This is a genomic window from Alistipes ihumii AP11, assembly GCF_025144665.1.
GTDB classification, from domain to species: domain Bacteria; phylum Bacteroidota; class Bacteroidia; order Bacteroidales; family Rikenellaceae; genus Alistipes_A; species Alistipes_A ihumii.
The window spans coordinates 830,926-853,712 of sequence record NZ_CP102294.1 but is presented as its reverse complement, the minus strand read 5'-3'; the positions used below and the strand labels follow the sequence as shown (position 1 = coordinate 853,712).

Here is a 22,787-nt window from a genome sequence, read left to right as displayed (position 1 = left end):
GGGCTTGTCGTTTCTCGGGGCGTTCGGAAGCGTTGCGGTTTCGTGCTCGCGGTGCTTCGCTTCGGCTATGGCTGCATGGGCCCGAGGCGCCTGAGTACTCGGATCTATTGCCTCTTTTTTCGGCTTCGGGCCGTGTCGAGCAATGTCGGAGCGCTTGCCGGGATTCGTCTGCGGTCCTTCGGTCCGAGCGGTTCGGGGCGGCGGAATCCGGCCGGATGCGATCCGGGCGGAGCAGAGGTGCGACAAGCGTCGTCGGACAACCGTCGCTCGGCAGGGGAGAGCGCTCGTTATCTGTTTTATCCGTACGCTAAATGACGACAGGGGCCGCGAAAGCGGCCCCTGTCGTCGGTCTGCGCCCGATTCGGTCAAATGTCGATATTCGCGTATTTGGCGTGCCGCTCGATGAATTCGCGTCGGGGCGGCACGTCGTCGCCCATCAGCATCGAGAAAATCCGGTCCGCCTCGGCGGCGCTCTCGATGTTCACTTTGCGCAGAATGCGCGTCTTAGGCGACATGGTCGTTTCCCACAGCTGTTCGGGATTCATCTCTCCCAGACCTTTGTACCGCTGTACGTGAGCGCCCTTGGCTCCGAACTCCTCGAGCGCGGCCTCGCGTTCCTCCTCGGTCCAGCAGTAGCGGCTGTTCTTGCCTTTCTTGACCTGATAGAGAGGAGGCGTCGCGATATAGACGTGTCCGTTCTTGATCAGGTTGTTCATGTAACGGAAGAAGAACGTCAGCATCAGCGTGGCGATGTGGCTGCCGTCGACATCGGCATCGGTCATGATGATGACCCGCCCGTAGCGCAGCTTCTCCAGATTCAGCGCCTTGCTGTCTTCTTCGGTGCCTATGGTCACGCCGAGCGCGGTGAAGATGTTGCGGATTTCCTCGTTCTCGAAAATCCGGTGCTCCATGGCTTTCTCGACGTTCAGTATCTTGCCCCGCAGCGGCATGATCGCCTGAAAATTCCTGTCGCGGCCCTGCTTGGCCGATCCGCCGGCCGAGTCTCCCTCGACGAAGAAGATTTCGGCCTGATCGCGGTCGCGCGACGAGCAGTCGGCCAGCTTGCCCGGCAGGCCCGAGCCCGACAGTACGGTCTTGCGCTGCACCAGCTCGCGGGCCTTGCGCGCCGCGTGGCGTGCCGTGGCGGCGAGGATCACTTTCGATACGATCGCTCGGGCGTCCTTCGGGTTCTCCTCCAGATAGTGCGTCAGCGCGCCCGATATGGCCTGATCGACGGCTCCGGCCACCTCGCTGTTGCCCAGTTTCGTCTTGGTCTGTCCCTCAAACTGGGGCTCGGCCACCTTGACCGATACGATGGCCGTCAGTCCCTCGCGGAAGTCGTCGCCGTTGATCTCGAACTTCAGCTTGGCGAGCAGGCCCGAGTCCTCGGCGTATTTCTTCAGCGTGCGCGTCAGCGCGCGGCGGAAGCCCGTCAGGTGCGTGCCGCCTTCGATCGTATTGATGTTGTTGACATACGAGTGGACGTTCTCCGAGAAGCTCGTGTTGTATTGCATCGCCACTTCGACCGGTACGCCGTCCTTCTCGGTGTCGATGTAGATCGGCGTTTCGGTCAGCGGCTCGCGGCTCGCGTCGAGGAACTGGACGAACTCCTTGAGCCCCTCGGTCGAATAGAACGAGTCGTGCACGAACTCTCCCTGCTCGTTGCGGTTGCGCCGGTCGGTGATGTTCAGCCGCACGCCCTTGTTCAGGTATGCCAGTTCGCGCATGCGCGACGAGAGCGTCTCGTAGTCGTATTCGGTGACCGAGAAAATCGTGTCGTCGGGCTTGAACGTGATGATCGTTCCGTGATCCTCCTCCGAGGTTTCGCCGATCACTTCCATCGGAGCCAGCGGAGTGCCCTTGCTGAATTGCTGGCGGAAAATGCGGCCCTGCCGGTGCACCTCGGCCGTGAGCAGCGTCGAGAGCGCGTTGACGCACGATACGCCCACGCCGTGCAGACCGCCCGAGACCTTGTAGCTGTCCTTGTTGAACTTTCCTCCGGCGTGCAGTACGGTCAGCACGACCTCCAGCGCCGAACGTCCCTCCTTTTCATGGAAGTCGGTCGGAATGCCCCGGCCGTTGTCGCGCACGGTGATCGAGTCGTCCTCGTTGATCGTGACGTCTATGTCGGTGCAGTATCCGGCCAGCGCCTCGTCGATCGAGTTGTCGACCACCTCGTAGACCAGGTGGTGCAGTCCTCTCACCCCGATGTCCCCGATGTACATGGCGGGACGTTTGCGCACCGCCTCGAGCCCTTCGAGAACCTGAATGCTGGATGCCGAATACTCTTCCGGCTGATGAACCTGATTTTTTTCCTCTGTGCTCATAGGATGTGGTTAATAATCTTCAAAAGGTTGAAATGCAATGAACTGCATGTCCGCGCGACGGTTCGGAAAAAACGGCCCGGCCGTTTCGGCCGACGGCGCGGAACAATTCAAGCAAAGATAACGATTTTTTCGCTAAATGCCAAGAATCGACTGCATGTCGATCTCCTCGACGCGGCCCTGATTGAACCGTAGCGTGCGGGACGGATATTGCTGGATGTTGCTGATGTTGTGAGTGGACATCAGTACGGCGCAGCCTCGCGATACGATCCATCGGAGCAGTTGCATCAGCCCGTCGGCGGCGGCAGGGTCGAGGTTGCCGGTCGGTTCGTCGGCCAGGATCACCTGCGGGTCGTTGAGCAGCGCCCGCGCAATGGCCAGGCGCTGCTGTTCGCCGCCCGAGAGCTCGTAGGGCATCTTGTACTCCTTGTTGTGGAGACTGACCATGTCGAGCACCTCGGCGATCTTGCTGCGGATCTGCAATTCGTTGCGCCAGCCGGTGGCCCTGAGCACGAAGTGCAGGTTCATAAAGACGTTGCGGTCCGTCAGCAGGCGGTAGTCCTGAAACACGATGCCCATGCGGCGGCGCAGATAGGGCACGTCCTTGCGCCGGATCCGGCGCAGGTCGAAACCGACGACGCTGCCGTACCCTTCCCGCAGCGGCAGCTCGGCGTACAGCGTTTTCAGAAGCGAACTCTTGCCCGATCCGACCCGGCCGATCAGATAGACCATTTCGCCCGGGTAGACCGACAGGTTCACGTCGGAAAGGATCAGGTTCTGCACGCCTTTGTGTCCTTTGAATGAAGCCTCGCGGAACGCGTCGTTGGCATGATAGATCGCCGCGTCCCGCAGCTCGACAACCGTGTTCGGATTCATCGTGTTCGTCATTTTGCATCCCAAAGATAAGCAAATGTTCCGAAACCTCCGCGCGGCCCGGGAAAGAGAGCGGGCCTATTCGCCGGCTCCTTTTTTCAATGGGTTGATCCTTAACGGGTAATCGTTCGATCCGATGCCCGTTTCGGGGAGACGGCGCGAAGTCCGTCGTGCAAAATTTCCTGCGTGGAGGATGTAGCGGAGGATTTCGTCGAGCGGAACGAGGGAGGGCTTCCGCTGCCCTTTTTCTCTGCCGGCCGCTGTGAGATGCGGCTCGCGTCGGGAGGCGAATCCTGCTCTCGGCTTGTCCCGGCTAGATACGGAAAACGGTCGCTGTTTCTTTTTTGACCGAAAGCGGGAGATTCTTGACAAACAAGCGGCCGCGCCGCCGGTTCCGGAAATTTTCTTGTTATCTTTGGAATACTGACTCCAAACTCTGCTTGCCATGTTTTTCTTTTCCGTTTCGTCTCGTTTTTTGGTCCGATTCTGGACCGTCGTATTGCCGATGTCTTTATATTGCGGCGCTGTTTTTGCCGCCGAGCCTTCGTCGCCCGAGCGCGGCGGCTGGTTCGAGATGCCGCTGGAAGCCTCGGCGGAGCCGCGCGACGGAGGCGACCTCTATCTGGTCGGAGGCTACAATTCGATCGATGCGGGTACGGTTCCTTGGGGCGGGATCGTCGAATCCGAGAACCTGTATGTCGGCGACCGGGCCGGCGAGGTGGTTATCGTCTACGAGGACGGCTCCCAGGACGAGGTCCCGCTCGTTTTCGGCTGTACGATGTGGTTCCGCGCCCATTGGCTCGACGGCGGCGCGCCCTTCAAGACCGACCGGGCCGAACCCGAGATGACCGCCTGCCTTCGGGAGGCTCTTTGCCTGAAGGGCGCTTTCGAGGGCGAGCCGCAGTGCGTGCTGAAAATTCGCCTGCGGAACGAACCGGTCAGGGAGATATTCGTCCGGGACAATCCCGACAAGCGGGGCGAGCCTGTTTTCACGGGCGGTTATCTGGTTCCCGCGGGGACTCGCGGGACGCTTTCGGGCGGCGTTCCGGTACGGGCCGACGATCCCTTTTTCGATATGCATGCGGTCGACAGCCGGCGCCCCGACCTGCGGACCGACTGCTTGGAACGTATCGTCCGCCGTCTCTATACGTTCGGCGACGACTGCCGCCGCGTGCCGCCTTTCGTCTATCCCGAGGAGTATGCTCTGGCGAGAATCGAGTTTACGGGAGACAGCTACGCGAATATCCTGACCCGTGTCTTCCACGACAACGTGGAAGATATCGTCCGCAACAAAATGCTTCCCGACGGCATGATCTGCGAGTCGTCGCGCGGGGCCGACTCGTGGCGCTACGACGGGTTCGGCACGTGGGTTCCCCGGGCGGAGAGCTACACGAGTTGCATGTACTCGCGCAACCGTCCGCTGGTTCTGCTTTCGATGCTGGGGCTCGGGGCCGAGGCGCTCCGCACGGCCGATTTCCTGAACCGCTGGCTGATGTACTATCCCGAGCAGGAGCTCTATTTCGGCGAGGTAGCCATCCCCGGGCATTGGAGCGTGATTCCGAACAAGCCGCTCGAGTACTCCCGGGTACTCGTCGGGGTTGGATGGCCCACTCGCTATACGAAGGAGCGTTTCGGCGAGGATTTCCAGAATTACGGCAATGCCGAGCCCGACGGTCACGGCATGACGATGATGAGCGTGGCCAACGCCTGGCTCTGCGGCGGAGCTTCGGCCGCGTGGGTGCGCGATAACTGGAAGTACGTGCGCGAAGCCGTCCGGTGGATCGACTGGACGATGGCGCACCCCGATCTGTCGTTCAACGAGCACGGGCTGATGTACGGCGAGACCGAAGGCGGTATGATGGAGTTCACGATGTTCAACAACATGTCCTGTTTTCTGGGCCTCCGCATGTACGCCGCAATGGCCGAGAAGGCGGGCCGTTCGATCGAGGCGGGCCGCTGGAATGCGCTCGCCGACAGTCTGGGCGAGGCGATCCTGCGCTACTGCGTCCGGGACGGAAAGTGGAATACGGAAAAGTTCGGCTTCTTTCACGATCCCTCGCTGACGACATGGGCCGAGTACGTCGGCTGGGATGTCGGATCGGACGTGCCCGAGCGCTGGTACGAGCTCAGTCGCGACACCTACCGCGATGACCTCGCGCGCTACGTCGGCGATACCTACATGGGGCCCCGGGGACTCGGCTACGATCATAACCTGATCTCGCAGAACGCGCTGTTGCTCGATCGGAGCGCCGATTACGACCGCTTCCTGCGGAATCTGGCCCGGCTGTGCTATGCGCCGCGTCTGCCGAAGCCGTTCATCGTGCCCGAGTGCGCGTCGTACAGCCGCGAGAAAGACATGATCCGGCGGCAGGGCGATCTGGGCAATTTCGTGCAGCAGAACGAGACGCTGCGAACCGTGATGATCGCGGCCGGAGCGTCGAAGGCTGCGGACGGCGTTGTCAAGGTGATGCCCCGTCTTCCCCGGGGCTGGAATGTCCATGTGAGCGGTCTGCATGTATGGGGCGGCGACGGCGCCACGATCGACTATCGGGTCGATTATCCGCGGGGAAGCCGCCAGCGGGCCGTGTTCCGCGTGACGGACAGGGGCGATCTGCGTGCGCTGAAATTCCGGGCCGGTCCGTTCGACTGCGAAACGGTCACGGTGAACGGCCAGAAGTGCCCGACCGAACTGTCGGGCGACGCCCGCTGGGCATGGGTCACGATCGATGCTCTCGAGGACGGCCGCGAGTATACGGTGGACATCCGTTGACGGGAAGCATGGGCCCGGTCGTTCGGCCGGACGACCGAGGTTCGCGATTCTTCGTTTCTGCGGTCTGTATCGGACGTTCTTCCCTTGTCGCTTCGTCCGCTCGTGCTATGCCGTCGGAAGACCGGTGCCGGCAGATCTTAGGCAATAGCCGTACGGCGCGGTGTGTGCCCCGTTCTGGCTTTGTGCGGCAGGGCGCGTCTTTCCCGAAGGGAATGTCTCGCGCCCGTCATGCCGGCGCATGGCTCGCCGTGCGGACGACCGTTGCTCGGGGAGCCGGCGTCCGGCCCGTTTCGGCGCTCGGGGCCGGGCCGGCGTGTCCGCTCATTCGATGCGCAGCGCCATGATGTAGTCGTTCATGTAGTAGCCGTTGCCGATCGGAAAATCTCCCTGCCGGACCTTTTTCATGCCCATATGCTCGTAGAATCCCAGCGCCGGATTGTCGCGGTTTACGTTCAACTCCATCGTGCAGGGGCCGCAAGCGAATTCCCGGACAACGGAGACCGCGTGCTCGAACAGCTTGCGCCCCAGCCTGCATTTCTGAAAGGCGGGCAACACGTAGATTTTTTGCAGATGGAACAGCCCGGGACCCTGTCGCTGGACGGAGACATAGCCGGCCGGCTCGTTGTCCTCGCAGGCGATGTAGTAGACGTGCCCCTGCCGTTCCATCTGGTCGCGCAGGCTTTCGGGCGAGTACATCCATTCCATCATGTAGTCCGTCTGCTCCCGGCTCAGAATCTCGCTGTACGTGGCCGGAAAAGTCTTCCATGCCATTTCGCGAATCAGGGGTATGTCGGACGGCGTCGCTTTTCGTATCGTGGTCATTGCGGTAAGTATTGAGGACCTCCGATTGCAAAAATAGCCTATTTTTTCGAGTCGCGCTTTCGGTCGGATCGCGTCTTACTCGGCAGGAACTCGGAGGTCTTTTCCCGGTCCTCTGCCGCTTTTCTCGCAATTTTTCCTCCGCAGGCGCCGTTTGTCGGGAAAAATACGTTATCTTTGCATCAAGCTTTGTGTGCCGTCTTATGGAAAGACGGTCCGCAGGGCGATCAGGGACTGACCGGTTTTGACAGCAGGCAGAGTCTGATGGTAAGCACGCCGAGCGTTGTGTGGGCTCTCGTAAAACTGAATGCTCGAATTACAAATGGCAATAATAGCTACGCACTCGCTGCTTAATTTTACAGAGTAAAATGGCTTAATTCCGCGGTCCGATGAGTCCGTGGAACGAGTACCCCGCCGAGCGCTCCGTCCCGTAGCGCGAGGAATCCGGGGTATCATCGAAACGGGAATGGCGGTTGCGACGCCTATAAGCGGCCGCGAGATTTCATAGGCTGCGGCTGCGACTGGGTCGCCTTCGGCCAGGTCGCGGCAAGAGGATCAATCGAAGGATAAGCGTGTAGAAAGCCCTCGGGTTCCTTGTTTGGACGAGGGTTCGACTCCCTCCAGTTCCACCGATATGCGGGCACAGGACCGACCGGTCCTGTGCCCGTTTTCGTACGGGCTGTCGCCGGTCGCCGATCCGCTCCGGCCGGCAGCCGCGGGCTTTCCCATTGCCGGTTTATCCGACAGAACGGTCTTCGGGTCTTTCCGTGCCTGTTGCCGGCAGGTCCGGCGGGACGACTTTCGGTTTTTTTCGTTCTTTGTCGCCGTTTTGGTAGACGGGACGGCTTTGGGGCCGCCCGGTCCGAAGGGGCCGCCTGCGTGTATCGTCGCTTCGTGCCGTCATTTTCTTCCTGAGCGTCGTTTTTAGGAAAGGGCGGTTCATGGCGTTCCTTTCCGTTTCCCGATCGTTATCGGATAGGACCGGGCATTTTCGGAATGCGCTCCGTTTCTCCCGTTCCTTCCGGTTCGTGTTCGGTCGCTTGCCTCGTCCGGTCTTTCTGCGGCTCGGGAGGGGGCGAGGTGGCATCGGCATGCGCCGATTCGAGTCGGCTTGGGATGTTTTCGGGATACCGATTGTATACTTTCCTCTACAGACCTTCGAGTTCCCGATGTTTCCGGTTTCCCGGTATCAGGCTCCCTACGGCTGAGCGGTTTGGGGCAGAGGCCTGATCGGATGCGCGGCTTGTGGTTGCCGACCGTGGCCGGCAGATGTAAAAGCTCCGGTTGCGAATGCGCTTGGCACATGGAAGATAATCGCTTTTTTACGTTCGGAAAGTCCTCGCTAATGCTCGGTCCTCGAGCGCCGCACTGTTTTTCGACACGGCCCGAAAAGTCGGCAGGCAGGTCGGGCCGCTTGTCCATGTCCGGAGAAGATGCGGGCGGGATGCCCTGACGTGCAGGCCGGAGCCTGTGCCGCTCCGCATCCGGATGCCGTTTTTTACGTTCGGCTCCATAAGCGGCGACTATTCGGAGCGATTATGAACTATCTTTGTCTTCCGACTAATACGATATGCCTATGAAAACGGAGAAACCCGGCGTGTTCCGGGCTTGGGTGCTCGCCTCGCGTCCCAAAACGCTGGCTGCGGCCGCCGTTCCCGTGCTGGTCGGGTGCGCGCTGGCCTATTCCGACGGCTGTTTTCGCTGGCCGGAGGCACTGCTGTGCACGCTGTTCGCTTTTCTGATGCAGATCGACGCGAACCTGATCAACGACCTGTTCGACTATCTGAAAGGCAGCGACCGGGGGGACCGGTTGGGGCCGCGAAGAGCCTGCGCGGAAGGGTGGATCGCTCCCCGCGCGATGAAGCGAGGCATATTCTGCACGACCCTTGCCGCCTGCGTGGCGGGACTCGGACTGCTCCGTTACGGCGGACCGGAACTGATCGCCGTCGGGGCCGTGTGCGTATTGTTCGCGTTTCTTTATACGGCGGGTCCCTATCCGTTGGCGTATCACGGGTGGGGCGATCTGCTGGTCGTCCTCTTTTTCGGCTTCGTTCCGGTAGGCTGCATCTATTACATAATGTGCCACAGTTGGACGGCTGACGCGGCGGTTGCCTCTTTGGCCTGCGGTTTGGCGATCGACACGCTGCTGATGCTGAACAATTACCGCGACCGCGAGCAGGACGCGCTGAGCGGCAAGCGCACGCTGGTCGTGCGCTTCGGAGCCCGTGCCGGCCGGATTCTCTATCTGGCGGCGGGCTCGGCGGCCGTGCTGCTTTGTCTGTGGTTCGTGCCTCGGGGGCGACTGTGGGCCGGTCTCCTTCCGTTGCTTTATCTGCCGTTCCATGCGGCGAGTTGGCGCCGGATGACGCGCATAGGCAGCGGCAAGGCGCTCAACGGCGTGCTGGGCGAGACGTCGCGCAATATGTTGCTGTGGGCCGCGCTGCTTTCGCTCGGACTGATACTCGGCTGAATCGTAGAGACTGCCGTTTCCTGCCGATCCGGGTATTCGGGCTATCCGGTTTTTCTCTGAAAATGAATGGATTCGTCCGATGAAAGAGAGTATGAGCGGTAAAGTCGGAGTATCCGGCTTTCTGTGATGTATGTCAATGGTCTTCGTTCCGTTCACTGGTTGCGCAAATGGTAGCAACAACAAAAGGAAATGGGGCATTGCGTCTTTGATCCAAGACCATACGAGAAAGGGAAAAAGGAAAAAAATCGTTTGCCGGGTGTTTCATAAATTCCGAATTAGAGACTATTTTTGAATCATAGCGTTTCTAATTGCTCCGGTTATGAAAAGCAAATTATCGATTGCTGCATTGTGCTGTTTCGTTTCGGTTATTTGTCTGTGCTACGGGCAAGAAAGGAAAGCCGATATTCCGGTGGTAATCGACACGAAAAAGGATTATGGTCAGGGAAAATCGCGCATTTGTCTGAGTTATCCCGGTATTGAAGATACGTTAATTGTTCGTCCGTATATTAGGGTTGATTTCGAATATCCATTGAGTGATGTATCGAAACCGATAGTTGTTCGGTCTGTTATTTTAATGGGTTTGAGGATATATACAAAAGAAATGGATCACATCATGAATTTATTTTATTTCGATCATAAAGGAAACGAAAAACTTTGGGATCTTTTCGATGCGAAAGTAGCCGTATGGTATAGAAATCAACCCTATGAAGATATTGCTGCAAGACCTGATGATATTTCAATTTTCTGTGGCCCCCGTATCTACCTGGCTCCAGAAAAGTGACTTCTTATCTTTAAAAAGCAGGCCTCCAAACGAGGCCTGTTTTTCTACATTCAGACGCAAATGGTAGCTTAGTAGTCGTTTTTCCTTCTCACCATCCCCGCCACCCCTTTCTCCGTCTTGACGAGCTCGTACCGATCGAGCCTCTCGTACAGCTCTCCGAGCGTTTTGCACCCGTAGCGCTTGATGCGGTACTTGGGCATCAGCTTCTTGAGCGCCGTTCCGACCTGCGAGAGCGGCACTTCGTCTTTTTTTTGACTATGTTCATTGAGTCATACCATCGACGATTGTTCTATGAGTACGAAGGGAATCAGTTGAGTTATCTGACCGAGCGTGCCACGGCTTCCATGGCAACGAACGACGTGTACGTTCCCGGTCCTACTGCGCGGATGGGTTATAGCTACGACTCGAACGGCAACATGACGAACGATTACAGAAAAGGACTGAAATTCCAATATAATTTTGTAAATTTGGTTCGGAGGGTGCAGGACGACGGCGGATCGACGCTTGTGGAGTACACCTATTCGGTCGACGGTCGGAAGCGTCAGGCGGTCGGAGGCGACGGAAAAGGCTTCCGCTATCGCGGCGATTTGGTCTACACCGTCGAAGGAGGTTCTTTGTCATTGGAGAGCGCCGCATTCGGCGAGGGACGTATAGCGAAGACGAGCGGGAGCTATTCCCCGTTGTATTTCGTTACGGATCATCTGGGGAGCGTCCGCGTAGTGGAGGATCAGTCCGGAACGGTCTGCGAGTCGAACGACTATTACCCTTCGGGAAGTCGCTGGAAGGACCCGACGAGCAAAGTGTCGACGAACCGTTACCGTTTCAGCGGCAAGGAGGAGCAGACGCTCGGAGATCTGGGGTATCTCGATTTCGGAGCCAGAATGTACGACCCGGCGCTGGGAAGATGGTTCACGCAGGACCCGATGGCGGAAAAGCACTTTTATCTTTCACCCTATAACTATTGCGCTGGAAATCCGGTTTCTTTGATTGATCCCGATGGTAAAGAGTTTGTGGATCATAATGGTGTCAAAATTGTTATCACATACAATAGAAACGGTACATTGAGTTTTTCAAAGAATGCAACAATAGATGTGATGAGAGCTGCCAAAGCATTGTATGGAACACCTACAGGAAGAACCCAATTGAGGAGGATGGACCAGTCCGACATTAAAGTAAAATTGAGTATTAGCCCTGAATCAAAAACGGGGAGAACAGTGGACGGAAAACTTACCCAGATTTATGGGAAAGCTGTTCAAGGAAATTTTAACGAAAGTGATAATTACGCTCGAAAGGTGAATTCAGATGGCACATATGGCATTACGGAAGCTTCCATAATCATTTACGAAGGCACCATAAAAGGACAGCTCGAACAAGGGCAGGGAAAACATCAAGGTTTGACTTTAGAGCAAGCAATCGGTGCAGTCGTCGCTCATGAAGGAGTCCATGCAACGGATAAGTCTGAAATACATAAGGATATAAAGGAGGAAATGACAAAGTACCAAGTTAGGGAAGACAGGGAGGTCAAGCCGAATGCGGTTGAGCGGCAAATTATGAAGGAGTATAAAATTTTAAATAAATCACGATGGTGGATAGATTTTTAATGTTGATTTTCTTTACTTTGTGCATATGCAATACATATGCGCAGAACGGGAAAGATAATCCTTTTCCGAGAGTTATCGTTCCCGACAGTATCGCTGTAAAACTAAGGGAAGCATATAAATCGACGACTACAACTCGATGCAATGCAGAAGCTAATGTTTATAATTACATCGATCCTACCGATTATGATTTTAAAAACGGAATCTATTCTTTTAAGGGAATGGGACCGCATTTTCCAAGGAGGATATTTATATTCAATGATGGACGATTATTTATCTTTGACAATGCAGGTTTCGATGCTCCCAAAGAAGTTATACATGAATTTACACGAGCGATGGATTCACTGCATTTGTCATCGGATCAAGTCGTTCAGTATGTGAAAGCAATTAGTGAATATTTAGAATTGGAATCCGATCGAACATATGGAAGAGAAATAATAGAATAACTTTTAGGACAAAAGCAAAGGAGGCTGACTAACGTTTAAGATGTTAGTCAGCCTCTATTTTTATCCGATTATAATTATTTCCTTCTCGCCATTCCCGCCACCCTTTTCTCCGTCTTGACGAGCTCGTACCGGTCGAGCCTCTCGTACAGCTCTCCGAGCGTTTTGCACCCGTAGCGCTTGATACGGTATTTGGGCATCAGCTTCTTGAGCGCCGTTCCGACCTGCGAGAGCGGCATTTCGTCTTTATTGACACGGCCTTGGGATGAGCCTGTCGTAAACGGGCGAACGGAAACGTTCCGGCGCCTTCCTCGTTTGAGATATATGCGAATTCGCGACGCTCCGATGCGCTTCGCCGATCTGACCGAAGGGAATGGACGGACCCGTAAACGGAAAGGGACAGGCGGGAGCGGAAAAGACGGAGGTTCCGGAGTATCCGGCCGGGTCGTCTCAGCGTGACCGTCGTCGGGCGCTCCTCTCTTTTCGGTTCGGGGCTCCGATTCCGCGTTTTTCCGGCGGAGCTTGCGTGCCGACGATGAAGATCGCCGGTCGCTTGTGTATGTCGGGCGCGTGGCCGCGCCACTGGCGGACCGGGGCCGTGCGGATCAGCTCGTCGGGTTGCAGGATGTCGGCCGCTACGGTCAGCAGCGTGTCGTCGGCGCACAGGCTCGTCAACTCGTCGAACAACCTCAGGTTTCGGTACGGAGTCTCGATGAACAGTTGCGACTGTCCCTCGGTCCGGGCCCGCTGCTCGAGGCGGCGGATCGCCTGTCCCCGCTCGGGGTGCTTGACAGGCAGATAGCCGTTGAATGCGAACGACTGCCCGTTGAGGCCCGAAGCCATCAGCGCGAGCAGGATCGACGACGGGCCGACCAGCGGCGTTACGCGGATTCCGTGCCGGTGGGCCAGCGCCGTCAGGTCGGCTCCCGGATCGGCCACGCCCGGCAGACCCGCCTCCGACAGTACGCCCGCATCGGCGCCGCCGAGTACGGGAGCCAGCAGTTCCGCTACCTGTTCCGGCGTCGTGTGCTCGTTCAACTCGGCTATCCGCAGACCGTCTATCGGCTTGCCGATGCCTGCCCGACTCAGGAAACGGCGGGCCGTGCGCTCGTTTTCGACGATGAAATAGTCGAGCCGCGCCATGACGGCACGGTTGTATTCCGGCAGGACGTCGTAGACCGGCCGGTCGCCGATCGGGGTCGGCAGCATGTAGATCGTTCCGTAAGGCATGCCTTTGCTGTTTTGTCGTTTTCCGTGTTTCCGGGGCCGTCCCGTCCGCCTGTCGCTCCGGCGCATACGGACGGGGAAGTCCGTTTCCTGCCGTTCCGGGACCTATTCTCTTTTCTGCCGGCGAAAAACGGACGTCTTTTGCGACGGAGCGAGGCCGGATGCGGCATGACGCTTTTTCGCCGTAAACGGTCGTTTCGTCGAGGTTTTACGCGTCCGTGTGCCGGCCGGCGCACAGCGGAGACGCTTCGCTTGAGCGGACAGGCGGATGCGGATATCGTGCGCGCCGAAACGTCCGGTCCGTTTATTCCTTGGTGTAGACGCGTTTGACGCGGGTCGATACGCTCGTCATGATTTCATAGGGTATCGTCCCCAGCGCTTCGGCCATTTCGATGACAGTGGCTCCGTCGCCGAAAATCGTTACCGTATCTCCCTCCCGAGCGTCGATGCCGGTGATGTCGATCATGCAGGTGTCCATGCAGATGTTGCCGAAGATCGGAGCCTTGCGTCCGTTCACGATGAAGCTCCATCGGCCGCAGCTCAGGCGGCGGTTCAGTCCGTCGGCATAGCCGATCGGGACGGTCGCGGTCCGTACGGGACGGTCTTTCGCCACGCCGTGGCGTCCGTATCCGACCGTGTCGCCGACGGGAATCTCCTTGATCTGCACGATCCGGCTGCGTAGCGTGCTGACGGGCAGCAGGTTTTCCTGATGCACGAAGCCGATTCCGTACAGCCCGATGCCGAGCCGGACCATGTCGAACTGCGCTTCCGGAAAGCGCTCGATGCCCGCGCTGTTATCGATGTGACGCAGAATGTGCAGTTCGGGAAAAGCGGCTGCGATCCGGTCGCTCAGCTCGCGGAACAGCGCGATCTGCGAGCGCGTGAAATCGTCGTGGCGCACCTCGTCGCTGCCCGCCAGATGCGTGAAGACCGTCCGGACATACACTTCGGGGGTCTCGCGCAACGTGTCGATCAGCGGTTCGATGTCGGCACGCTCGAATCCGAGCCGGTGCATGCCCGTGTCGAGCTTGATATGGATCGGACTGCGGCCGGCTCCGTGACGGCGGACCGCCTCGGTGAACGAGCGCAGCGACGAGCGGCTGTATATCTCGGGCTCGAGCCGGTAGTCGAGCATCAGGTCGAAACTGTCCGAATCGGCGTTCAGCACGACGATCGGCATCGTGATGCCCGCCTCGCGCAGCGTGACGCCCTCGTCGGCGAAAGCGACGGCCAGAAAGTCGACGCCTTGCCGCTCGAGCAGGTTCGCCACCTCGAACGTGCCGCTGCCGTATCCTGCGGCCTTGACCATGGCCATCATCCGTTCGCCGGGACGCAGCAGTCCCCTGAAATAGTTCAGGTTGTGCTGCATGCGGTCGAGATCGACTTCCAGCACGGTCGTGTGAATCTTGTTCTCGAGCACGCGGCCGATCCGCTCGAACCGGAACCGTCGTCCGCCCTTGAGCAGAATGCTTTTTCGGACGAAGCGCGCCCGCTCGCCGGCCTTCAGGAAATTGTCGGTCGACAGATAGAATTCCTTCCGGCAGTCGAACAACGCGGCATGGCGGAATATCTCTTCGCCGATGCCGATCAGCTCCGATATGCCGTTCGCGCGAACGAGCTCCGCCACGCGGGCATACAGCTCGTCCGACGGCAGTCCGCTCTGGTCGATGTCCGAGAGGATCAGTACCTTATCGCGGTTTCCGCTCGTTGCCGACAGGTATTGCAGCGCGATTTCGAGCGAGTTGATATCCGAGTTGTACGTGTCGTTGACGATTTTGCAACCGTTTATGCCGTCCTTGAGCTCGAGCCGCATGGCGACGCTTTGCAGCCGGGGCAGCCGCTTCCGGATCGGCTCCGTGTCGAAGCCCAGCGCGCCGTACAGCGCGAGCGCGAGCGCGGCGTTCGCGCGCGAGGCCGGATCGTCGAACGGTAGTCCGTCCAGCTCGCGTTCTGCCGGCTCGACGCCGATCAGCTTCCGGTCATCGTAGCGTTCCGGGACGAGGCGGGCGAGCAGCGGGTCGGCCGCGTTGTAGACGATCGTCGGCGTATGCTCGAACAGCGTTAGCTTCTCGTCGGCCTTCTGCCGGGGCGAGTCGAAATTTTCCTGATGCGCGTCGCCTATGTTCGTGACGATGCCCAGATCGGGGCGGATCATCCGTTCGAGCCGCGCCATTTCGCCCCGCTGCGAGATACCCGCCTCGATCAGCACGATCCGGTCGTCCGGCTCGGCCATTAGCAGCGACAGCGCGACGCCGATCTGCGAGTTGTAGCTTTTCGGACTGCGGAACAGCCTGATCTGCGGCGGACAGAGCTGGGCGATCCATTCTTTCACGACGGTCTTGCCGTTGCTTCCCGTGATGGCGACGACCGTTCCTTTCAGGCTGGTCCGGTGATCGGCGGCCAGCCTTTGCAGCGCTTCGAGCGAGTCGGCGCAGCGGACGAATCCCGCCAGCGGGTAGGCTTTCGCATCGACCGGCGAGTCGGTCAGAAAGGCGCGTACGCCCCGACGGTACAGTTCCGCTATGTATCGGTTTCCGTCGCGGCGGGCGCTCCGTAACGCGACGAACAGCGTGCCGTCCGGTTCCGACAGCGTTCGGCTGTCGGTCGATACGCGCATGACGGTCGCGTCGGTGCCAAGAAGTTCGCCGCCGCAGAGCGAGGCGAGCTCTTTCAATCGGTATTTCATTTTTTCGAGCTAAATAGGATACAAAGTAAGCGAATTTTTCGCAAAGGTATTTCGCAGCCGTTTGCGGACCGGCGAAATTCGGAATCGCTTTGTTCCGATGCGATGTCTTGTCCGGCGGATTCGGCCGGTCTGAGGCCGGCCGGTACGGAAGGCTTTCCTCGCCGCTCCGTCGTGCCGCGTGCCGGAGGCGAACCGTTCTGTGCGGACGTTCGGGGAGCTTCCGTTCGGAGCGTTCGGACGTTTCTCGGAGAAGGCTTTCCCCCGGATTTTCGCCGGCCAGGTCTTTTGCGCTTGGAAATGGGCTGTATAAACCTTATATTTATCGTTCGGCTCGGCTAAACCCGGCTGCGCTTCTGAACAGAAATAGCATGAAGAACTTGTTTGCGCTGGCAGCGGCTTGTATGTTGTCGGCTTTCGTCTCTTTGTCCGGGCAGCCCGGATCGCCGACCGTCTTACTGTATCGCTGCGAGTGGAAAGATACGTCCTCCTTGGCCGACTTCTCGTTCGAAGGCGTCGAGCCCGTGCTTTCGTCCGATGGACTCCGGATCGTCGAACCGGGCGGTTTGATCCGGCTGAACCGCTACTATTCGCTTGCCGAGCGCACGGTGCGCTACCATGTGCGTCTCGACTCGGGCTGCAGGGCTGTTTTCCGGAGCGATCAGGGCGACTTCAAAGCCTATGTGGATATGGCCTCGAAGAGCGTTTCGATGGCTACCGATCCCGTCGTCGAGACCGTCGCCGGGTTTTTGACTCCCGGTCACGAATACCTCGTCGAGATCGAACGAGACTATCAGACCGTCCGGTTGCGGGTTGCGGATCTTCATACCGGCGAATCGGCCCGTCTCGAGGCTACGATGGACGGCTCCGGCGGTTGCGGAACCGGGGCGGTTCAGCCTGTAGGCTTTTTCGTCGGACGTCAGTACGACTATTATTGTTTCGGTCTGGAGAGAGGCTCCGGCATGCTCGTGCGCAGTATCGTCGTGACGGCCGCTGCTTGCGACCTGACGTTGCTGCTCTATGGCGATTCGATCACCGAGCCCGAGGGCTACTATCCGGCCCGGGACTTTTCTCGAAGCTGGGTACAGCTGATCCTGGCCCGGATCGGCGGTCGTGCCATGTCCAGCGGGCGGGGCGGAACGACGATCGACGAGCTGCTCGAGCGCATCCGCAACGAACTGCCGTACGTGCGCGCGAAGTACGTCATGGTGACGATCGGCACCAACGGCGGCAATACGGAGCGGAAGCTGTGCGAGTTGGTCGAGTACATTCGTTCGCAAGGAGCCGTGCCGATTCTGAACAATATACCGTGCAACGAGCATGGCACGCAGGTCGAAACAAACGAATTGATCGAGCGGGTGCGCCGCCGTTACGCGATCCGGGGCTGCCGCTTCGATCTGGCCACGTCGGTGGATCGCGACGGTTTGCAGGTCGATACGTCGACGATGTGGCGCGAGGACTATGGGGGCGGCCATGTTTATTATCATCATCCGAACGTTCGGGGATCGCGCTTGATGTATCTTCGGACGCTGCTCGACGTTCCCGAGATTTACGAATGAGAGGCCGGCCTGTTGCCGTAGCCCGGTCGGTCGTTTGGGGTACGATTCTGCCGAACATCCGGAAAGTGGCTGCTATTTGTGTCGGCCGGGCGTTTCGAGCAGGGGCCGGCCAGAAGCGCGAAAGGGAAACGGACCGAATGAAGTGCCGGTGCGCCGGAAGGAATCCGGGTTTCGGCTCTGCCGGTTCGATCGGGGAGAGCGCGCATGATTGTACGGGCGAATTCCGTGCAGGAGAGACGGGTTCTTGCAATCCGGCCGGCGCCTTTGTCGGTCGGTATGTTCGCATGGCTGTTTTTGTTCCCTGTTTCCGGGCGACGGTTCTTCCGGTCATTTGACGGGCCGAAGCGCGCGACGGGTCGGTTTCGTGGCAGGGCACAGGAGCCTCAAATGTCCAGCTTGACGACCGTGATGCCCGCTCCGCCCATTTCCTCGTGCTCGTCTTTCGCGCTGCGGACGAGCGGTACGGTCCGCAGGTAGCTGCGTATCTCCTCCTTCAGCGCGCCGGTTCCCTTGCCGTGCAGGATGCGGATTTCGGAGAACCCGAGCATGATCGCCTCGTCGACGAAGTCCTGCACCGTTTCGACTGCCTCGGCTACGCGCATGCCGCGCACGTCGATCTGTTCGTGAAACTGGAGCCTCCGCTCGGCCGTACTGAAATTCGTCGGCGGAGCCGCGGGGCGCAGCTCGCGGGTCGCCTTTTTGTATTCCGCGTTCGATATGGGCTCCAATCGGTTCAGGTCGATCGTCGTCAGGATCTGTCCGAAACCGACCGTTGCGCGCTTACCGCTCAGGCCGATCACCTCCCCGACGGCGTCCTGCCCCTTGATCCGTACCTTGGCGCCCGGTTCTACCGCGCGCGGCTTTTGGGCCTCTTTCGGCTGTTCTGCCTGCTTTCCGGCCGTTTTCGCATTTTTGCGTTCGGAGCGGCGCTCTTCGCGGCGGCGGAGCTGTTCTATCTTGCGGTCGATCAGCGAACTGTCGGCCTCCTGCTGTTCGAGCCGTTCGCGGAAATCGTCCATTTTACGGCGGACGAGCAGGGTTTTTTCCTTATCGGCCTGCGACTCGCGGATCGTGCGGATCGTCTGCTCGATCTGCCTGTTGGCCTCCGAGGTGATCTGCTTGGCCTCGCTCTTCGCTTCCTTGATCAGGCGGTTCCGCTCGGCCTGGATCGCTTCCAGTTCCGAGCGGTATTTTTCGGCCAGCTCGTCCACACGTTTCTCGGTCTGTCGTATTTTGTCGCGCTTCTGCTCCCAATAGCGCCGGTCGCGCGCGATCTCGCGCAGCTGCCGCTCGATATTGACGTGGTCGCTGCCGGCCTTGTCCGCCGCATTGCGGATGATCTCCTCGGGCAGCCCGATCTTCCGGGCGATTTCGATCGCGAACGAGCTTCCCGGCTTGCCCGTTTCGAGCCGGAACAGCGGCCGGATGTTCTGCACGTCGAACGTCATCGCGCCGTTGAGGATGCCCTCGGCGTTGCTGGCGTAATATTTCAGGTTCGAGTAGTGGGTCGTGATGACTCCGAAGCAGCGCTTCTGCTCCAGCTTTTCCAGTACCGCCTCGGCGATCGCGCCTCCGATGACCGGCTCGGTTCCGGTTCCGAATTCGTCGATCAGCACCAGCGAGCGGCCGGTCGCGCCGCGCAGGATGTTCTTCATGTTCAGCAGGTGCGAGCTGTACGTGCTCAGGTCGTTGTCGATCGACTGCTCGTCTCCTATGTCGATGAACAGGTCGTCGAACAGGCCCATTTCCGAGTTCTCGGAGGCCGAGATCAGAAATCCTTTCTGCATCATGTACTGGAGCAGCCCGACCGTTTTCAGGCAAACGGACTTGCCTCCCGCGTTCGGGCCCGAAATGACCAGAATGTGCTTCTGAGGCGTCAGCGTCAGCTCGAGCGGAACGATCGGCTTGCCTTCCCGCCTCAGGGTTTGCGCGAGCAGCGTATGCCGGGCGTTTTTCAGACCGATCTGCGGCGCGCGCTCGACGATCGGCATCGTGCAGTCGTTCGCCAGCGCGAAGCGAGCCTTGGCGCGGATGAAGTCCATCGTCGTCAGGAAGTCGCCCGAGCGGCGAATGTCCGGCAGGTCGGGCCGGATCGCGTCCGTGAACCGCGTGAGAATGCGCACGATCTCGCGCCTCTCCTCGTATTGCAGCTCCTTGAGCTCGTTATTGATTTCGACGACCTCGACCGGCTCGATGTAAACCGTCTTGCCGGTAGCCGACTCGTCGTGGACGAACCCTTTGATCTTTCGCTTGTTGGCGGCCGAGACCGGAATCACGGCCCGTCCGTCGCGGACCGAGACCGAGGCGTCGGCGTCGACCAGACCGGAAGCCTGCGCCGCACCCATGATCTGCAGCAGCCGGCGGGATGCCTGTCCCTCCCGCTCGCGGATCGTGCGACGGACCGCGAACAGCTCGGCCGAGGCGTTGTCCCGGATACGTCCGAACTTGTCGACGATCGAGTCGATGTGGTTGATGATCGCCGGAAATCCGCTCACGTCCCGGCACAATTCCCGGAGCCGGGGGTACTTTCCGTCTTCCCGGCCGCCGAAAAAGGCGACGAGCGCGTGGACCGTCGAGAGTCCCTTGCGCAGCGCGACGATTTCCTCCACGTCCAGAAATGCGCCTATAACGGCGGCCTTTTTCAGGAAAGGCTCCGTATCGACGAAGCTGCCGTCCGGGAATCCGCTTTCGAGCATCAGCGCGGTCCGCATCTCGTAGGTTTGCTCGAGTCTGCGCACGACCGTGTCGTAGTCGTTGCTGAATTCGGCTTCGGAGAGCTTGTCGGCCGCGCCCTGCGTGACGCAGAGCGCCTTGATCTGGCTTTTGATGCGGTCGAAACCTATCTTGCTTTCGAAATTGTCGGGGTAAATCACGTTTTTATGAACCAAAGGTGAATGAACGGCCCTTTCTGAGAACGGGCCGTCAGTTCCGGTCGCGCCGTCCGAACACCGAGAAATGGACGTAGCGGCCCGGGTGCTGCTTCAGGTCGAGAAGCAGTGCCGACAGGTTCGACGAGGCCTGAACGAGCGAGTCGTACAGCGCTTGGTCGTTGACGAACTTGCCGACCGTCCCGTCCCCGTCGTTGACTTTCGCGAGCGTACGGTTCAGTTCCGCGAGCGTGCCGTTCATTTGGGCGACGAGCGTCGGAATTCGCGACTGGCTCAGCGAGTCGCTGAAGCGTTCCACGTTCGTGAAGATCCGGTCGATCTGTCCCGTCTTGTCCCGCAGCGTGCGCGACAGGTCGTTGACGTTGGAGATCGTTTCGCGCAGCGAGCCTTTCTCATCCGCGACGACGGACCGCAGGTCCCCCGTGATGGCGGCTACGTTGCCGATCGTGGCGTTCAGGTTCGCGCTGTTGTCCGAGAGCAGCTTGTTGATGCCGCGGAGAGTGACGATCATCTCGCTGATCACGTCGTTGGCCCGCTGCTTGAGAAACTCGAACTCGCTTCCGGCCACTTCCAGAAAATCCTTGTTGATTTCCGAGAACAGCGTGTCGCCTTCGTGCAGATATGCGTCCGAACGGCCAAGCTCCAGCTCGATCGATTTGCCGCTCATGATGCCGTCGCTGAAGATACGGGCCTTCGTGTCTTTCGGAATCTTGAACTTCGACTTGATCGCGAATTCGACGACCACGTTGTTCGAGCGCTGCGGATCGTAGCTGATGTCGCTGATCGTGCCGACCTTATAGCCTTTGATGACCACCGCGGCCGACGGCTGCAGACCGTTCACCTGATCGTAGGCCGCGTAATAGTGTACGCTCGACGTGAACAGGTCGGTTCCCTTGAGGAAATTGACGCCCCAGTAAAGCGCTGCGATCATCAGTATTCCGAAAAAACCTATCTTGAATTCTCTGCTCAGTTTCAGTTTCATGCCGTTCTGTTTTGCGAGTTAAGCGTTCGTTCTGCCGTTGTCCGTCCTATCGTTCCGAGCGCCGGGCCTCGTCCATCGGGATCGGCTCGTTTCCCCGGAACGGAACGAGAAACGCTCCTTTGACGTGGCGGCGGACTTCGGACTGTAAAGATAGGGCTTCTTTGTAAGAAGCCGCCTCTCCGACGTAATATTTGTACAGGTTTTTTATGACCATTTCCTTTGCCTCGCCCCGGTACGGGCCGAACGACGAGGAGTTTCTGGGCAGTTTGCGCGACGAGCTGGCGATCTGCACCCGGTATACGACCGGCTCGTCGGAAGACGCTCCTCGCTTGTCCGCCTGTCCGGATTCCTCCTGCCGCGACGTCGCGCCGCCCGCTTCGCCCCGGTCCTCGTCGCCGGATCCGCCCGGATTCTCGCTGTCAAGAACAATCAGTGTGCCACGGCCCTCGCTCCGGACCTTGTACTGACTGAAAGCGTTGAACAGGCTCCGCGCGTAGGTCTCCCGTCCCTTTTTCGATCCGATGAACTTTTCCTCGGTCGGGTTCGAAATGAATCCGAACTCGCACAGGATGCTCGGCATCGCGGCGCGCCACAGCACCAGAAAGCCCGCTTGGCGGACGCCTCGGTCCTGCATTTGCGTGTTACTGACGAATTGCTTCTGCACCATGTCGGCCAGCAGGCAGCTTTGGGTCTGGTACGCGTACTGCATCAGCGAGAACATGATCAGCGACTCGGTCGACCCCGGCTTGTAGCCCTGATACCGGGTCGAGTAGTCCTCCTCGTAGGTGATCACGTCGTTTTCCTTCATGGCTACGTCCATGTTCTTGCTCGCCTTGTCGACGCCCATGACGTAGACCGAGACTCCGGAGGGCGACGAGGACTTGTTGCTGTTGATGTGGATCGAGATGAACAGGTCGGCCTTGGCCCGGTTGGCGATGTCGCCGCGCTCGGCGAGCGGAATCAGCACGTCCGTCTTGCGGGTATAGATCACCTGCACGTCCGGATAGTGCTCGCTGATCATCCGTCCGAACCGGAGCGCGACGTCCAGATTGATGTCCTTTTCCTTGTACAGCCTGCCGACGGCTCCGGCGTCGGGACCGCCGTGTCCCGCATCGATTACGACGGTGTTTATACCGATTTTCCTATTTTGCGCGTTTGATGTGACGGAAGCGGCTAAAAACAACGTAAAAAAAACGGAAGTCTTTAAAATACAGTGTTTTAAAACTTTCATTACGCCAAACGTTAGGAACTCTTTTTTTTTAACTATTTTTGCGAACGTAAACGGTAACTTCGCAAAGTTAAATATTTGTGGTGAATTGCGGCTAAAAAAAACGAAATATATCTTGCTCCTGCTGTCCCTTTCCCTGTTC

Annotated in this window: 14 protein-coding genes, 1 other RNA gene and 2 pseudogenes; 7 read left to right on the top strand and 10 right to left on the bottom strand. The window is 58.8% G+C overall.

Going from position 1 to position 22,787, the window contains the following annotated elements; genetic code table 11:
- Positions 1–365 precede the first annotated feature (365 nt).
- Positions 366–2,327, bottom strand: a complete 1,962-nt coding sequence (gyrB, locus tag NQ491_RS03415; RefSeq protein ID WP_019244723.1) for a DNA topoisomerase (ATP-hydrolyzing) subunit B — start codon at positions 2,325–2,327, stop codon at positions 366–368.
- Positions 2,328–2,459: 132 nt separating this feature from the next.
- Positions 2,460–3,200, bottom strand: a complete 741-nt coding sequence (locus NQ491_RS03410) for a cell division ATP-binding protein FtsE (RefSeq protein WP_026089474.1) — start codon at positions 3,198–3,200, stop codon at positions 2,460–2,462.
- Between the two features lie 502 nt (positions 3,201–3,702).
- On the opposite strand from NQ491_RS03410, the gene NQ491_RS03405 reads away from it, so the two are divergent.
- Positions 3,703–5,967 carry a hypothetical protein gene (locus NQ491_RS03405; RefSeq protein WP_034282450.1) on the top strand — a complete coding sequence of 755 codons (2,265 nt, stop codon included), beginning with the start codon at positions 3,703–3,705 and terminating at the stop codon, positions 5,965–5,967.
- A 321-nt stretch (positions 5,968–6,288) separates the two neighbouring features.
- On the opposite strand, the gene NQ491_RS03400 is transcribed toward NQ491_RS03405, so the two are convergent.
- Complete coding sequence (locus NQ491_RS03400; RefSeq protein WP_019244726.1) at positions 6,289–6,789, bottom strand: GNAT family N-acetyltransferase; 501 nt, start codon at positions 6,787–6,789, stop codon at positions 6,289–6,291.
- Between the two features lie 227 nt (positions 6,790–7,016).
- On the opposite strand from NQ491_RS03400, the gene ssrA reads away from it, so the two are divergent.
- From ssrA to NQ491_RS03385, 3 genes are all read left to right on the top strand, one after another.
- Positions 7,017–7,418, top strand: a transfer-messenger RNA (tmRNA) gene (ssrA, locus tag NQ491_RS03395).
- A 944-nt stretch (positions 7,419–8,362) separates the two neighbouring features.
- Positions 8,363–9,256 carry a 1,4-dihydroxy-2-naphthoate polyprenyltransferase gene (locus NQ491_RS03390; protein ID WP_019244727.1) on the top strand — a complete coding sequence of 298 codons (894 nt, stop codon included), beginning with the start codon at positions 8,363–8,365 and terminating at the stop codon, positions 9,254–9,256.
- Positions 9,257–9,575: 319 nt separating this feature from the next.
- The gene (locus tag NQ491_RS03385; RefSeq protein ID WP_147524899.1) at positions 9,576–10,037 is read left to right on the top strand and encodes a hypothetical protein; all 462 of its coding nucleotides are present in this window, start codon (positions 9,576–9,578) and stop codon (positions 10,035–10,037) included.
- Between the two features lie 68 nt (positions 10,038–10,105).
- Here the strand turns inward: NQ491_RS03385 and NQ491_RS03380 are convergent.
- Positions 10,106–10,285, bottom strand: a pseudogene (locus NQ491_RS03380) (OST-HTH/LOTUS domain-containing protein); the annotation flags it as partial.
- Between the two features lie 63 nt (positions 10,286–10,348).
- On the opposite strand from NQ491_RS03380, the gene NQ491_RS03375 reads away from it, so the two are divergent.
- Positions 10,349–11,638, top strand: a complete 1,290-nt coding sequence (locus NQ491_RS03375) for an RHS repeat domain-containing protein (protein WP_157365646.1) — start codon at positions 10,349–10,351, stop codon at positions 11,636–11,638.
- A complete protein-coding gene (locus NQ491_RS03370) occupies positions 11,620–12,081 on the top strand; it encodes a hypothetical protein (protein WP_147524900.1) in 462 nt (153 codons plus the stop codon). The genes NQ491_RS03375 and NQ491_RS03370 overlap by 19 nt, the downstream gene beginning before the upstream one ends.
- A 74-nt stretch (positions 12,082–12,155) precedes the next feature.
- On the opposite strand, the pseudogene NQ491_RS03365 reads toward NQ491_RS03370, so the two are convergent.
- From NQ491_RS03365 to alr, 3 genes and pseudogenes are all read right to left on the bottom strand, one after another.
- Positions 12,156–12,326 (bottom strand): annotated as a pseudogene (locus tag NQ491_RS03365) (OST-HTH/LOTUS domain-containing protein); the annotation flags it as partial.
- A gap of 202 nt (positions 12,327–12,528) precedes the next feature.
- Complete coding sequence (locus NQ491_RS03360; protein ID WP_147524901.1) at positions 12,529–13,308, bottom strand: SAM-dependent methyltransferase; 780 nt, start codon at positions 13,306–13,308, stop codon at positions 12,529–12,531.
- 301 nt (positions 13,309–13,609) lie between these two features.
- Positions 13,610–15,991 carry an alanine racemase gene (gene alr / locus NQ491_RS03355; RefSeq protein WP_019244734.1) on the bottom strand — a complete coding sequence of 794 codons (2,382 nt, stop codon included), beginning with the start codon at positions 15,989–15,991 and terminating at the stop codon, positions 13,610–13,612.
- 368 nt (positions 15,992–16,359) lie between these two features.
- Between alr and NQ491_RS03350 the strand changes: the two genes are divergently transcribed.
- A complete protein-coding gene (locus tag NQ491_RS03350; RefSeq protein WP_019244736.1) occupies positions 16,360–17,547 on the top strand; it encodes an SGNH/GDSL hydrolase family protein in 1,188 nt (395 codons plus the stop codon).
- 383 nt (positions 17,548–17,930) lie between these two features.
- Here NQ491_RS03350 and NQ491_RS03345 read toward each other — a convergent pair whose 3' ends face one another.
- Genes NQ491_RS03345 through NQ491_RS03335 form a run of 3 tightly spaced genes read right to left on the bottom strand, consistent with a single transcriptional unit; the run spans position 17,931 to position 22,648 of the window.
- Positions 17,931–20,420 (bottom strand): endonuclease MutS2, encoded by a 2,490-nt coding sequence (locus NQ491_RS03345; RefSeq protein WP_026089475.1) that lies wholly within the window; start codon positions 20,418–20,420, stop codon positions 17,931–17,933.
- A 49-nt stretch (positions 20,421–20,469) separates the two neighbouring features.
- Entirely contained in the window at positions 20,470–21,417 is a 948-nt protein-coding gene (locus tag NQ491_RS03340) for an MlaD family protein (protein WP_019244739.1), read from the bottom strand.
- 46 nt (positions 21,418–21,463) lie between these two features.
- The gene (locus NQ491_RS03335) at positions 21,464–22,648 is read right to left on the bottom strand and encodes an N-acetylmuramoyl-L-alanine amidase family protein (RefSeq protein ID WP_034282454.1); all 1,185 of its coding nucleotides are present in this window, start codon (positions 22,646–22,648) and stop codon (positions 21,464–21,466) included.
- Positions 22,649–22,787 lie beyond the last annotated feature (139 nt).